The organism is Acinetobacter sp. YH12211 (assembly GCF_013418015.1).
GTDB classification, from domain to species: domain Bacteria; phylum Pseudomonadota; class Gammaproteobacteria; order Pseudomonadales; family Moraxellaceae; genus Acinetobacter; species Acinetobacter towneri.
On record NZ_VPCW01000025.1, the window covers coordinates 19602 to 34406 of the forward strand.

General features: G+C 42.9%; 10 protein-coding genes. 3 read left to right on the forward strand and 7 right to left on the reverse strand.

What is annotated here, in order from left to right:
• Positions 1 to 150: 150 nt before the first annotated feature.
• The 6 genes from FTU98_RS10995 to FTU98_RS11020 form a co-directional block, all read right to left on the reverse strand.
• Positions 151 to 1395, reverse strand: coding sequence for an NADH:flavin oxidoreductase/NADH oxidase family protein (locus FTU98_RS10995; RefSeq protein ID WP_180044199.1), 1245 nt, complete (start codon positions 1393 to 1395; stop codon positions 151 to 153).
• Positions 1396 to 1537: 142 nt separating this feature from the next.
• Complete coding sequence (locus FTU98_RS11000) at positions 1538 to 3136, reverse strand: ABC transporter ATP-binding protein (protein WP_180051415.1); 1599 nt, start codon at positions 3134 to 3136, stop codon at positions 1538 to 1540.
• A complete protein-coding gene (locus FTU98_RS11005) occupies positions 3114 to 4124 on the reverse strand; it encodes an ABC transporter permease (RefSeq protein WP_179988923.1) in 1011 nt (336 codons plus the stop codon). The genes FTU98_RS11000 and FTU98_RS11005 overlap by 23 nt, the downstream gene beginning before the upstream one ends.
• Entirely contained in the window at positions 4124 to 5194 is a 1071-nt protein-coding gene (locus FTU98_RS11010) for a microcin C ABC transporter permease YejB (RefSeq protein ID WP_004972662.1), read from the reverse strand. Before FTU98_RS11010 ends, FTU98_RS11005 begins: the two co-directional genes overlap by 1 nt.
• A gap of 64 nt (positions 5195 to 5258) precedes the next feature.
• Positions 5259 to 7106, reverse strand: coding sequence for an extracellular solute-binding protein (locus FTU98_RS11015; protein WP_004972660.1), 1848 nt, complete (start codon positions 7104 to 7106; stop codon positions 5259 to 5261).
• A gap of 66 nt (positions 7107 to 7172) precedes the next feature.
• Entirely contained in the window at positions 7173 to 10442 is a 3270-nt protein-coding gene (locus tag FTU98_RS11020; protein ID WP_167846131.1) for a LysM peptidoglycan-binding domain-containing protein, read from the reverse strand.
• Between the two features lie 212 nt (positions 10443 to 10654).
• Between FTU98_RS11020 and dnaQ the strand changes: the two genes are divergently transcribed.
• From dnaQ to nudC, 3 genes are all read left to right on the forward strand, one after another.
• On the forward strand, positions 10655 to 12133 hold the full coding sequence (dnaQ, locus tag FTU98_RS11025) for a DNA polymerase III subunit epsilon (RefSeq protein WP_180044193.1): 1479 nt from the start codon (positions 10655 to 10657) through the stop codon (positions 12131 to 12133).
• A gap of 128 nt (positions 12134 to 12261) precedes the next feature.
• Positions 12262 to 13905 (forward strand): chemotaxis protein, encoded by a 1644-nt coding sequence (locus tag FTU98_RS11030; RefSeq protein ID WP_180051413.1) that lies wholly within the window; start codon positions 12262 to 12264, stop codon positions 13903 to 13905.
• Positions 13905 to 14678 (forward strand): NAD(+) diphosphatase, encoded by a 774-nt coding sequence (gene nudC, locus FTU98_RS11035; RefSeq protein WP_096902169.1) that lies wholly within the window; start codon positions 13905 to 13907, stop codon positions 14676 to 14678. Before FTU98_RS11030 ends, nudC begins: the two co-directional genes overlap by 1 nt.
• Before the next feature lie 32 nt (positions 14679 to 14710).
• Here the strand turns inward: nudC and FTU98_RS11040 are convergent.
• On the reverse strand, positions 14711 to 14805 hold a 95-nt coding region (locus tag FTU98_RS11040; protein ID WP_178867550.1), incomplete at its 5' end, for a transposase domain-containing protein.

Sequence of the window (14805 nt, forward strand, 5' to 3'; positions counted from 1 at the left end):
AGATGTTTACATCTCAACAAAAAGCCCAATCAATATGACTTGGGCTTTTTGCTATCTAACGCATTAGTTTTATATTTCAATCTGTGCGGACTGATTCAAAAACCATAGTTTAAGCTTTGAATCCGTCCACTGAGGTTTGAAAAATACGAATCAAGCTGATTTACGTGAGTTGACCTGTCCTTTAATCACCGCAGTTAAATTGCCTTTTAAATATTTGAAAAAGACTTTTAAAGGCGAGAGTTTTGGGTTTGGACGCTTGCCTTGTGCAATTGCTTTGAACTGCGCGGCATACCAAATAATTTCCATAATTGCCATTTTATCAATCATCGGGATACCAGTTTTAATTTTATCGACCCCGTAACGTACATCTTGACCCGCCAACAAACGGTTGGCTAAATCGGTTTCTACCGCAAATGGTCGGGCGATCCCAATAAAGTCACATGCACCACTGTCCAAAGCAGCATTCATGGCAACTACCGTTCTAAAACCACCTGTCACCATTAAGTGGCATTTCACCTGACTGCGAATCAATTCCGCAAAAGATAAAAAATAGGCTTCACGGGCAATGGTACTTGGTTTACATTTATCAGCTTTAGAGCCTGCCATCGCGGGTGCTTCATAAGTACCACCTGAAATTTCAATCATATCTATACCTGCTTCATCCATGGCTGTAAACACGCTAATCACTTCTTCTTCAGTGATGCCGCCACGTTGAAAATCTGCAGAGTTTAGTTTGACTGATACAATAAAATTGTCTGAGGTCGCTGCACGTACCGCTTGATAAATTTGCATCAAAAAGCGCATACGGTTTTCAATATTGCCGCCCCATTGGTCTTGGCGTTTATTGGTCAGTGGCGATAAAAACTGGCTGATCAAATAGCCATGCGCACCATGCAGTTGAATCCCTTCAAAGCCCGCTTGCTCACAAATCTGTGCAGCTTTGGCAAAACGCTGAATAATATCGAGGATTTCATCTTCATGTAGTTCACGTGGTGTACCAAAACTCAAAGCTAAACTTGGACTAAAAGGCACAGCCGAAGGTGCAACCGTTTCTTTATTCAAACCTTTCGGACATTGCCGCCCAGGATGTGACAACTGTACCAATTGCACCATACCATAACGTTTACCAACTTCTGCCCACTGTTTGAGCTTTTCTATATCTCGGTCTGATTCAATTCCCACAACACCCGGTTCATTTTTGGCACGTAAATCGACCATTACGTTGCCAGTGATGGCACAGCCCAAACCACCTTTTGCCCATGCTTCATATAGACCTAAATGCAGGCTATTCGGCTGCCCTGCCGTGTTGGCAAGCGCCTCACTCATCGCGCCTTTAATGATGCGATTTTTAAACATGGTATTACGAATCTGAATTGTTTCGGCAAGATGGCTCATACACTGTTCCGTATTGTGTTTTATTGGTCTTTTTTACTCTAAAGATTTTTCGGAACAGGTCAATGCCATTTTGACAAATCTTATTGTCAAAATGGTAAAACAAGTCAGCCAGCCGAAATAGCTGTTTAAAAATATTGAAGGTTTAATACTCACTGGCAGCAATCAATTGACGGGTATATTCTGTTTGCGGATGGCTAAATAACTGTACAGTATCTTGAAATTCCATGACTTTCGCTTGATGCAGCACCAACACTTTTTGACACAGTGCTTTCACCACTTGCAAATCGTGGCTAATAAACAAATAGCTCATCTGTTCTTGCTGCTGCAAACGGCGTAACAGCTGCACGACAGCACGTTGCGTGGTACGGTCTAAGGCAGAAGTCGGCTCATCCATAATTAACAGTTTAGGACGCAGCACCAACGCGCGTGCTAATGCAATCCGTTGACGTTGCCCACCCGACAATTCATGCGGATAGCGTTGTTTAAAACTCACAGGCAATTCCACTTTGCTTAGAGCTTCATCAATGCGCTGGATGATTTCAGGCTTGGACAATTGTTGCAATGCCAAACCCTCACCAATGGTTTGCTCCACATTTAAACGTGGATTTAAGCTGCTAAACGGGTCTTGAAATACAATTTGAAACTGCTGACGTAAGGGACGCAATTGGCGTTCATTCAGTTGATTCAGATCTTGCCCAAGTAGTTCAATTTTTCCCTCACTTTCAATCAATCGTGCAATTGCAAGTGCCAATGAACTTTTACCCGAACCACTTTCACCGACAATACCAATAGATTGACCTTGCGTAAGTTGCAAGCTTAACGGCTCAACCGCAACCACATAATCTTTAACCCGATTCAGCAAGCCTTGTTTAATCGGGAATTTCACAGCAACCTGCTCCAACTCCAAAATGGTCGGCAACTCATCAACCTGCAAAGCTTCACCAAAATCATGATTCAACAAGTTTTGGGTATAGGCTTGCTGCGGTCTATTAAAAATATCTGCCACACTGCCCTGTTCTTCGACCCGCCCCTGATTCATTACAATTACCCGATCTGCATAGTGTTTGACTAAATTCAAATCGTGGCTGATCAAAATCATGGCCATATTACGACGCACTTGCAGGCTTTTTAATAAATCCAAAATCTGCGCCTGCAAAGTCACATCTAAAGCCGTAGTTGGTTCATCAGCAATTAAAATATCGGGATCGAGTGCCAACGCCATTGCGATCATCACTCGCTGACGTTGCCCCCCAGATAATTCATGTGGATAACGCTTTAGTTTTTCTTCAGGCTGTGGAATGCCGACATCTGCAAGTAATTGCAGCACCCGAGCACGCGTTTTTTCTTTGCTCCAACCTTGGAGTAATAAACTTTCACCAATAATTTTTTCCACTCGATGCAACGGATTTAAAGCCGTCATTGGTTCCTGAAAAATCATGGCAATTTTTTGACCACGAACTTGTCGCAATTGTTGCGGTTTAAGGCGAAGTAAATCTTGTTCTGCAAAGACTGCCTGACCTTGCACCTGTAAATGTTCGGGCAATAAACCCAGCAATGCCAAACTACTAATAGATTTTCCAGAACCACTTTCACCAACCAAAGCAATGGTTTCGCCTGCATGCAGCTCAAAGTTTAAATCGTGCAATAAAACCTGTTGCTGCTGAATACGCAGATGACTGACTGTTAGCAATACTGCAGGCTGTGATGCAGTTGAAGAATTAACGTCTTGGATCGAATGCATCACGGGTCGCCTCCCCAATATAAATTAACAAGGACAGCACAATTGCTAAGGTAAAAAAGCCTGACAATGCCAACCACGGTGCATTTAAATTATTTTTACCTTGTAACAACAACTCCCCTAAAGATGCTGCATCGGGCGATAAGCCGTAACCTAAAAAATCCAGTGCGGTTAAAGCTGTAATATTGGCGGTTAGCATAAATGGCAACTGCGACAAACTCGAACTCATGGCATTGGGTAAAATATGCCGAAACATAATGGTACGATCGGTTACGCCTAAACTTCGCGCTGCACGGACATAGTCAAAATTTCGGGCGCGTAAAAATTCTGCTCGAACCAAGCCGACCAGTGTCGTCCAGCCAAATAACAGCATAATCACAAATAGCCAATACACACTTGGGGTAAACATGCTGACCAAAATCATCACCATGAACAGCATCGGTAAACCACCCCACACCTCTAAAACGCGCTGACCAATTAAATCGACCCAGCCGCCATAGTAGCCCTGAATTGCCCCGACCAAAATGCCCAAAGCTGCCGATGCAAAAGTCAATGCAAAGCCAAATAACAACGATACACGCAAGCCATATAAAATTCGCGCCAACACATCGCGCCCTTGGTCATCTGTACCTAGCCAATTTTGTGCAGTTGGTGCAGAAGGTACAGGAACGGCCAAATCTAAATTCGGGGTCTGGTAAGAAAACTCAATGAGCGGCCAAACTGCCCATCCTCGGTCTGCAATCAGTTGTTGCACCACTGGGTCTTTATAATCTGCTTCGGTTTCAAATACACCGCCAAAGGTCGTTTCAGGATAAGCCTTGAACACTGGCAGATATAAAGATTGCTCATATTTGACCAATAACGGTTTATCATTGGCAATCAGTTCTGCCGCCAAAGACAACACAAAAATAATGATAAAGACAATGAAACAACCCAAACCCAATTTATTCTGTTTAAAACGCTGCACACGCGCCTGCATGATCGGTGACATTATTTTGCCCCTCGCGATTCAAAACTAATACGTGGGTCAATCACCTGATATAACACATCGCTGATTAAGCGTAGAATTAAGCCCAATAAGGTAAAAATAAACAAAGTGCCAAAAATTACAGGATAATCACGCTGTACAATCGCCTCAAAACCAAGCAGGCCTAATCCATCTAAATTAAAAATAATTTCGATGAATAAATTCCCAACAAAGAAAATACTCACCAACGCTTCGGGTAAACCTGCAATCACAATCAGCATGGCATTACGAAACACATGCCCATATAACACACGCGATTCAGTAAGACCTTTAGAACGTGCCGCCAACACATATTGTTTGTTTAATTCTTCCATAAATGAATATTTGGTCAGATAGGTCAGCCCTGCAAAACCACCAATCACCATCGCCAATAAAGGCAAAGTCATGTGCCAAAAATAATCGGTGATTTTTCCCCACAGACTCAATTGAGCAAAGTTTTCAGACACCAAACCCTGTAAAGGAAACCACTGAAAATATGAACCGCCTGCAAAAAATACAATCAGTAAAATAGCAAAGGCAAACGCAGGAATGGCATAGCCAATCGCCAACAAAATAGAAGTGGCTTTATCAAACAACAAGCCATGCTGACGGGCTTTTTTAATGCCTAAAGGAATAGAAATTAAATAAATCAGCAAGGTGCTCCATAAACCTAAAGATAGCGATACAGGTAATTTTTCCCATAACAATTGGGTCACAGGTTTATCTTTAAAAAAGCTGGTGCCAAAATCGAACTGCACATAGCTGGTGAGCATTTGCCAAAAGCGTTCATGTGCAGGTTTATCGAATCCATATTGCGCTTCGATTTTTGCGACCATTTCATCACTTAAACCTTTAGCACCTTGATAATTGCTGCTATTGGAGGTTGCAGCAGTTTCACCGCCTGTCGCCCCCATGCCCTGAAAGGCTTCGGCTTGCTGAATCGCCTGTTCGACTGGACCGCCCGGTGCAATTTGAATCACCACAAAGTTAATCAATAAAATGAAAAACAAGGTTGGAATAATCAGGAGCAATCTTTTGAGTATGTATGTGCCCATGTACTTACCTTTTGGCAATGTTCTGGTTTATCGCAAACACTGTCATGCTTGAGTTTTAAAATCGTTATTGTTGACGTAAATAATGTGCAACTTTCTTGGCTTGGGCAGCATCACTCCACCAATAATCAATTCCTGCCGATAGTTTAGGTTTGATGGCGGGCTGACGATACATATTCCAATAGGCATACCAGTTTTCACCTTTGCCATAGGTTGGAATTTGATAATACCCCGCACGCAATAAACGATCCAAAACTTTGGTACGCACAATCAATTGTTCACGATTAGGCGCACGAATCAACTGTTGTACCACTTCATCAATTACTGGGTTTTTAATGCCTGCGTAATTATAGTTTCCTGGTTGATCTGCGGCAGCACTACTCCAAAGCTGTGCTTGCTCATTGCCTGGACTTAAAGATTGCGGCATGACACTGGTGGTCATATCAAAATCGGCACGGCGCATGCGTTCAATATATTGCGGCACATCGACATGCCGAATATTTACCGTAACGCCCAGACGTTTCATATTGCGCACAAAAGGCACTAATGTGCGTTGCAAACCATCCTGATGAATTAAAAATTCAATTTGAATGGCTTTGCCTTTGGCATCGACCAATTTACCTTGCTGAAAACGATAACCCGCTTTCAAAAGCAATTCACGGGCTTTAAGCAAGCCGTTACGGTTAAAGCCACTGGCATCAGTCACAGGATACTGCCAATTTTGCAATACGCCTTGGCGTTGAATAGGATGCAGCTTGGCCAAATAGGGTTTTAAAACAGACAATTCTGCGGCTGAAGGTGTGCCTTTGGCTTCTAATTCACTGTTAGAAAAATAACTTTGCAAACGGCGATATTGCCCATAGAACAAGGCTTTGTTTTGCCATTCAAAATCATAAGCGTAGGTTAAAGCCTGCCTAAAACGAATATCCTGAAACGCATGTCTGCGGGTATTAAAAACAAAACTTTGGGTCGGAATTGGGTTTTGGTGCTGAAATTTATGCTTGACCACCATGCCCGCATTCACAGCAGGAAAACGATATTCAGTGACCCATTTTCGTGCGGTATATTCTTCATGCAACGTGTATTGCCCCGACTTAAACCCTTCGAAGGCAATATCCAGATTGCGATAATAAACATACTTCAGGCGGTCAAAATTATAGCGCCCTTTATTTACGGGTAAATCTTTGCCCCAATAATTTGGATTACGCTTATAAGTAATGCTGCGCCCTGCATCAATCCGCTCAATAAGATACGGCCCTGAACCTAAAATCGGTTCTAGTGTGATGCGGGTAAAGTCACGCTTTTGCCAGTCTTTTTTAGAATAGATTGGCATTTGCGACAAAATCAGCGGCATTTCTGCATTGTTAGTGGATTTAAAACTGACTTTAACCTGATGCTTAGACAAGACCGTGGTTTTATCTAAATCGGATAAATACATTTGCAAACCTGGATTAGACTTGGTCTGAAAAGCATCAAAACTGAATTTCACATCATCTGCTGTAACTGGGCTGCCATCACTAAATTTAGCTTTAGGATTTAAATGAAAAATGACAAATGCAGTTTGCTTGGGGTCATAGCTGACTTTTTCTGCCAATAAGGGATACATCACCCCCGGCTCATCTAAAGAACTGCTCATGAGTGAATCGAATATAAAACTCACCCCATCGGTTGAGCTGCCCTTGCCATTCATGTCATTTAAATTATCAAAAGTGCCATTACTGGCACGAATTAAATCGCCACCTTTGGGCGCTTGCGGGTTGGCATAAGGCATAGCCGAGCGCCCCACATACTGAGGCTGGCTATGTACGGCAATATAGGGCGTGGTTTGTAACGCAGCCCATCCAAACTGCGGCAAGACCACACAACCTAAAATACAGCCCAGATATTGATGTGTCTTTTTTATGGCAAATGACATGCACACAGCTCCTTGTGCAGTATTCCTGAGGATGCCGTCAAAACATGACATCCTCAGGATTAAACTTTACAGATTCGGGACTTTAATCACATCGCCAATACGCAATTGAGTATTTGGCTGCATATCATTTAAATCTGCCAATGCTTTGGTGTCGATGCCATAACGACTGGATAAGCCAATCAGCGTATCCCCACGTTTCACTTTATATTCAGTTACGGTTTTGGGAACTTGAATATTTTGTCCAATGCGTAAACCTGAACGTGGCGTTAAGTTATTTAAACTCGCCAATTCTGCAACCGACACACCCACACGGCTGGCAATCGAATTTAAAGACTCACCACTTTTAACGGTATAAGTTTCGGTGGCTTTACTACTGCTGCTTTTCGCAGCACTTACGACCTCTGTTTTTACTTCATTTTTTGCAGCGCTGGCATCGACTTTTAAGCGTTGTCCAATGCGGACATTGGCAGTACGTGAAAGGTCATTCAGCTCTGCCAAATAATTCAATTGCAATTTATATTGGCGCGCAATACTGCTTAAAGTTTCCCCTGCTTTGACCACGTGAATATCATTGGTGGTTTCAGCCACAGCTTCAACTTGGGCTTTTTTCTCAGGAACATCACCCGTGAGTTTAAGAATTTGTCCTGCTCTTAAACCACTGTTACGGCTTAGATTGTTTAAGTCTGCAATATAGTCTTGGCTGAGATTATATTTTGTCGAAATCGCCGATAAGGTATCGCCACGTTGTACCGTATAACGCTCAGGCACATTGACACCTGCAGGCACTTTGAGGGTTTGACCAATGCGCACACCGCTTTGCGTGCTTATATTATTTAAACTGGCGAGCTCTGCCAAAGAAATTTTGGCTTGGTTGGCAATGCTCGATAAAGTATCACCACGCTGTACTTGGTAGTTTTCAGTCGGATAGTTTGGCTCTGCTGCTTTTGTTTCTGACTTACTGGCTTCAGCTTTGCTCGCTTCCGTTTTTTGTGCAGTCACTTCATTTACAGGCACATTAATGCGTTGCCCAACCAATAAGCTACTGTTCGCGTTTAAACCTGGAGTTAAATCAGCCAATTCCTGATTTGACAAGGCATAACGGTCTGCAATCAGTTTTAAGTATTCGCCACGCTTCACTACGTAAGTTTTGGTTGCGATTTTTGCAGCCTGTTCTGCGGCTTTTTTGTCGGCTTCTGCTTTGGCTTTAGATGCAGCCGTTTCTTTTAAACTTAGACGCTGCCCTACAAATAAGCCACTGGTGGTGCTTAAGTTATTAAAATCTGCCAATTGTTTTACAGTTAAACCAAACTGACTGGCGACACCTGTTAAGGTATCATTGGCTTGCACCACGTATTGCTCAGGCATGGTTTTTGGCTTAGCAGGCTCTGCCTGTACTTGTGGCTTGGCGTCGTATAAATAAATACTGGTGCCCACATACAAAGTTGCATCTGGAGCAATTTGGTTCCACTTGGCAATATCACGCCAGTTCAAGCCATTTTTCATGGCAATACTGGCCAAGGTGTCCCCCGCTAACACGGTGTACGTGGTACGTTTGCCTTTTGGTGGTACGACCACCACTTCAGACTCCGTACGCACATAATTCTTACCTTGGTTACGCTTTGCTTCTTCTGAATCTAGGCGCGTATTTTCTGCCACACTTTTCGGGTAAGCAAAACCTTTGGTTAATTCTTTACCTTGCTGCTCTGCAACAGACAGACTGGTTTGAATAGCGGTCAGCTTAATTTTTCCATCGTATGGATCAACAATTTCAGTGCCTTGAGGCGCAATTTGTTTTAACTCAGCCACAAGTTGTTCTTGTTCTGCTTTAGAAGCCACAGGCTGCAACACTTCTTCTACAGTTTTATTGCTACCTTCTGCCTGCACTGCTGCAAGAATTTGCTCACGCTCAGTATTGGAAATTGGTGGTTCAATCCGCACAGGCTGAATATTGGCAGCAGGTGTAACAGCAACAGGAATTCGCGGCGCACTTGGAATATCGCTACCCGCAGCAAATGCTGCCAAAGCGTCCGAACCTTGTGGCGTACGTGACAAACGTGTAGGCGTAGTCGTTGCTGGTTTTGAAACACTGGCTGTAGTCGATGCTGTGCTTGGTGTAGTGGTAGTTGTGACTGCCGTAGAGGCAGCAGGCTTGCCTATAGTCGTTCTGGTTGTTGTACTGGTCGTTAACGCAGGTGGCTCAGATTTAGATGGTGTAATGGTCACACCAGAAGATGAAAACGATGGTGTGTTGCTGCTATTGCTTGCCCATAAACCGCCACCACCTTGTAGTTTTTTCAATCGTGCATCGACTGTTGGGCTTAAATCTGCAGGAATCAAAATACGCATTGGACTTTGGGTGTCAATCCGATCCCCACGATGTCCAGGGTTAAGCGAATACAGTTCGGCACGGCTGAGACCGGTAATATTGGCCACATCATTTAAATTCACCGCGCCCACATTAATTTCACGGAAGTGTGGACGGTTGGCAATTGGGGGTAAAGACACGCCATAAGCATGCGGGCTTTTAATAATTTGTGCTACCGCCAAGAAACGCGGCACATAGTTCATGGTTTCTTGCGGCAGTTTTAAAGACCAATAATCGGTTGGTAAACCTGCAGCTTTATTGCGGTTAATGGCTTGTTGAATACGACCCGGGCCTGCGTTATAAGCCGCCAATGCCAATTCCCAAGAACCAAACTGATTATACAAACTGCCCAAAAACTCATAGGCAGCACGAGTCGACTCCACGACATCTCGGCGACCATCGTACATCGAAGTTTGTTTTAAGCCGTAAATACGCCCTGTACTTGGAATGAACTGCCATAAACCTGCGGCAGCTGCGCTACTGGTTGCTGCAGGGTCATAGGAACTTTCAATCACAGGTAACAACGCCAATTCAGTTGGCATACCACGACGTTCAGCTTCTTTAACCGTGTGATACAAATAACGTGACGCACGCGCACTTAAACGATCCAAATACGGTTGACGTGAAATAAACCAGCCTCGCTGCGCTTCAATACGTGGGTTCCAATGGTTTAAATCCATTTTGAAACCAACGGTCATACGCTTCCAGACATCACCGTGTTTTAAAATTAATAAACGGTCACCTTCTACCGCGCGCATATCGGTTGCAGAGAGTAAATCTTCCAGACCATCTAAAGTACTGGCATCTAAATAACCCGAACCGACCTGACTTGAAGTGAGTGGCTTGCTCGCACCCTGCGTCGAGCTACAGCCCGTCATCAAGCCAAGGGCAGCCAATGCTGAACCTAAAACTGTAATTTTTAAAAATGAAGGTAAAGTCGGCTGCCACATGCGCGTGGTTGGTTTATACATAAAAAAATCCAAACAACTCGTATATAAATTATTTTTTAGACTTGCCATTGTAGTAGAGCTAGACAACGACACAAGGCATTAATTTAGCGCGTTTCGTCTATAAATGTTACAAGAAATTAAAAAATAGACAGGATTTACACGTCTAAACCGAATTTGCGATATACAATAGCTTTTCATTTTGATTTATTTTGCACAACCTGCGGATCTGATTTATGTCTCAAACAATCACTTTATATGTTGATGGTGCTTGTCGTGGTAATCCTGGCTTGGGTGGCTGGGGTGCGTATATTGTTACTGAACAAGAAGAACATAAATTATATGGTGGCGAAGCTCAAACCACCAATAACCGTATGGAATTGACTGCAGCGATTGAAGGCATTTTATTTTGCCCAATGGATGCCAAGCTGATTATTTGGACTGACTCCAATTACGTCAAACAAGGCATTACCGAGTGGATTCACGGCTGGAAAAAGAAAAACTGGAAAGATGTCAAAAACCCTGACCTTTGGCAAAAATTAGATGCCACCTGTCAAGGGCGTGAAATTGAATGGCACTGGATTAAAGGTCATGCAGGACATGTAGGCAATGAAATGGCAGATCAGCTTGCCAATTTAGGTGCAGATCAAATTCAGAAAACCTTAACTACAAATACGGCTCAACACATTCGCCCTGCGCTCGAGCTTACCCCAAATGATAAAAAAAAAGCGGAATCTGATTGGTTGCTCGACGATCCTTTCGGTTTTGACTTGATCGAAGAAGATGTAGAAATTGAAACAAGTACGCTGCATCGTCCTGTAGAAATCGACGTACACAACAATCATCAGGTCAAGGTCGATCTTGAAATAATGCAGACGCCAACCACACGCCTAGCCACAGAAACAGAAACAGAAACAACAATTGAAACTGCAATCAATGCCGTTGAAGCCGATACAGCAGCAGTAAATGATCTTTCCAATCATCCACACATTGTGATTACCCCTGCCACGCTAAGCTTACATGGTCCACGCCAATTGATTCTAGATACTGAAACCACAGGTTTTTACTATCAAGATGGTGACCGAATTATTGAAGTCGGTGCGCTGGAAATGATTAACCGTAAACTCACGGGCAGTTCCATCCACATTTATATTCAGCCTGAAAAACTGGTCGGTGAATCAGAAAACATTCACGGTATTTCAGATGAGTTCTTAAAAGACAAACCCAAGTTTGCCGAAATTGCCGATGTGCTGTATCAATATCTTAAAGGTGCAGAAATTATTGCGCATAACGCCACCTTCGATATGAACTTCTTAGATATGGAGTTCAGTCGTGCGGGGTTGGGCAATTTGTCCGAAGTATGCGAAGTGACCGACTCACTGCTCATGGCAAAAAGTAAGCATCCTGGGCAAAAAAACTCACTCGATGCGCTCGTCAGACGCTATGAAATTCCTGCGCGTGACCGTACGTTCCACGGCGCATTACTAGATGCTGAAATTCTAGCCGATGTTTACTTGGCAATGACTGGCGGACAAGTCGCCTTTGATATGGATGCTCTGTCTGCAAGCGAAGAACAGCAACGTCAAAGTGATCGTTTAAGTATTGATATTGATCTTGCTGTGATTCTGCCATCAGAAGAAGAATTGGCTGCACATGAGAATTGGGTCAAACAATTTGAAGAAAAACACGGTAAACCTTGCTTTTTTGCCAAATAAAATCTACGAGTTTTGTAATTTTATGTATTTAAAGATTTGCCAGTTCAGTTATAGTTAAAGCAAATAGGACTTTGTGTATTTTGCAAAGAACCAACAAACAGATAAAACACTAGGAAAGGTGCAGATCCATGTCTTACCAAACCTCTATACATTTTGATCCAACTGCCTTACTGATAATAAAAAATGAGGTTGATAATTCTATCAAACTGGTTGAATCCGCAGTAAGCACCTTAGCAGAAGATCAAACTTTGCCTTTTGGGATTGATGATGCACTGAATCAGTTTGAACAGTGTGCTCAGGTTTTAGCCTTAATTGATATGGAAAGCTTGGCAAAAATTGCGCAATACTCAGCAGAGCTGATGCGTAAAATTATGGGGAATCCAAGCAATATCAACACGCTGGAAGTCATTGCACTTAGCGAAGGCACCACCATGCTCAAGCGTTATATTGAGTTTATTTGCCTACGTGAAGTTAAAATTCCACAATTCCTACTCGACACTTTAAACCGTTTAGAATTGGCATTGGGTAAACCATTGACTCAAGAAGGTCAGCATATTGAAACTTTATTGGACTGCATCACTCCAAGTTTCCAATTGCCGCAAGTGCCTTCTTTAGAAAAGTCGGCTTATGTGCATCGCTTATATAAACTGTCATTACATAGGCTGCTCAAGCAAGAAGAATCTGCCATGGATCTTCAAGCGATTAAACTGGTAGGAACGTATTTGGCAGGTTTGGCAGAACAACATCCGAGTCAGCAATATTGGGGCTTAGTACACGTTGCCTTTAACCATATTGATAACTTGTTGTTGAATGAGCCACGTTTGCGTACTTTTATTAGTATTGAGCACAATATGCGTCAATACTTTGCTACGCCAGAAAGCTTTACCGCCAGCTTGTCTGATCTTGCGAATGTGTTGAGCCTGTGTATTAGTCAAGAAGATGAAATTTCTCAACATATTCGCAGTCAAATGAATATTGGTGAAGACTTACTCACCGACATGCAGCTCCAAGTATTCAGCCGTCATTTATATGGTCCAGATTTTGACACCATGCATACCATTAGCGATTTGGTCACCACAGAAATGACACAAATTCGCAATGATATTGAATACAACTATCAAAACATGAGTCCTGAAAAAACGCTGGAATTACAAGGCAAATTAACAGAGTTAGCAAACTTGTTTAAAGTCTTGAACTTAAATGAAGCGCATTTGGACTTACAACGCCAAGCTGAATCATTAAGCCGTCCTGAATTACTCAAAGATGAAAACTTTGCCCAGCAATTAATGAACGTGATTTTATCGGCCATGAACTCAATCGGTGTGCTTGAACGTCACCACACCTCTAGCCGTTTGCAGTTACGTGTGAATAACATGAACATTTCGCTAGATCGTTTAGATGAAGCACACGAAGCCTTGCTGACTGAAACCAAGTTACTGATTGACTTAATCACGCAAACACTGACACAGCACCTACAAACTCAAAGTGTTGCAGATTTAGAGCATACTTCAGCGCAAATTCGTGAAGTTGCAGGGGCAATGTTGTTCTTGAATGCTGAAAGTGGTCAAAAAGCACTGAAAGTATCTGCAGATTTTGTGCATGCACAAGTCGAAGCAGGACAAAACTTAACTGCTGAACAAGTCAACAATATCTTAGATACGCTTGCCAGTGCAGACATGCTGATTGACAATTTAAAGAACAAACAACCTGTTCTACAAAGCATGTTTAAGGTAGCATTGGACAGTAGTGAAAAATTGAAAACTGTAGCCTAATGACTGAACTCTCACTTGCATATATTTTTCAGCAACAACAACTTTTGGTCGATGAAAACTTCCAATTACCACGTGTGGAAAAGTTGGCAAGTGATTTAAGTTTTAGCTCGGGTGATCAAGTGATTGCCCGAGATCTGCTTGAAGATGAATCCATTCCTGAAGGCTTTCAACTGGTGCCTATCCGACAACTTTTACAAGTCTGGAACACCCAACAGTTTGAACAAGCCAGCCGTGCTATTCAGTTACTCGAATGGCGTCGCAACCACAAATTCTGCAGCCATTGCGGTCATAAAACCGAAGTCCATGCGACTCAATATGCCATGGTCTGCCCGGCTTGTGGCTATCACCAATATCCGCGCGTAAATCCATGTGTCATTACCGTGATTACTCGTGGTGAAGATGAAGTCTTATTGGCGCGTAATGCACGCAATAAACTGCCCATTTACGGTTTAATCGCAGGCTTTGTTGAAGTGGGTGAAACACTCGAAGAAGCAGTACGTCGTGAAACTTTTGAAGAAGTTGGCGTACAACTTAAAAATATTCAGTATCTTGCCAGCCAGCCGTGGCCTTTTCCAAGTAACTTAATGATCGCCTTTAAAGCTGAATATGCAGGCGGTGAAATTCAGTTACAGGAAGAAGAAATTCGTGATGCACAGTTCTTTAAGTTTGATCAACTGCCTGATATTCCATTTAAAGGCAGTATCGCCCATGCCATGATTATGCATGTGACCCAAGGCACGCCTGTGGCAGATGACACCAAAGCTTGGCTATAAGGTAAGCGTCCGCTGAACCCCATGCCTATTTTTTAATTCGGTTCAGGTTTCCAGCGGTGTGGTAGCAATTCTTCAATCTGAGTCACTTTATGTGTCGGCAACCTTTTCAGCACATCACTTAAATAGG

Bases quoted from the DNA above. Each gene is read 5' to 3' on its own strand.
- nudC (WP_096902169.1), top strand. From the start codon at position 13,905: ATGACTGAACTCTCACTTGCATATATTTTTCAGCAACAACAACTTTTG.
- FTU98_RS11020 (WP_167846131.1), bottom strand. From the start codon at position 10,442: ATGTATAAACCAACCACGCGCATGTGGCAGCCGACTTTACCTTCATTT.
- FTU98_RS11030 (WP_180051413.1), top strand. From the start codon at position 12,262: ATGTCTTACCAAACCTCTATACATTTTGATCCAACTGCCTTACTGATA.
- FTU98_RS11015 (WP_004972660.1), bottom strand. From the start codon at position 7,106: ATGTCATTTGCCATAAAAAAGACACATCAATATCTGGGCTGTATTTTA.
- FTU98_RS11010 (WP_004972662.1), bottom strand. From the start codon at position 5,194: ATGGGCACATACATACTCAAAAGATTGCTCCTGATTATTCCAACCTTG.
- FTU98_RS11005 (WP_179988923.1), bottom strand. From the start codon at position 4,124: ATGTCACCGATCATGCAGGCGCGTGTGCAGCGTTTTAAACAGAATAAA.
- FTU98_RS10995 (WP_180044199.1), bottom strand. From the start codon at position 1,395: ATGAGCCATCTTGCCGAAACAATTCAGATTCGTAATACCATGTTTAAA.
- FTU98_RS11000 (WP_180051415.1), bottom strand. From the start codon at position 3,136: ATGCATTCGATCCAAGACGTTAATTCTTCAACTGCATCACAGCCTGCA.
- dnaQ (WP_180044193.1), top strand. From the start codon at position 10,655: ATGTCTCAAACAATCACTTTATATGTTGATGGTGCTTGTCGTGGTAAT.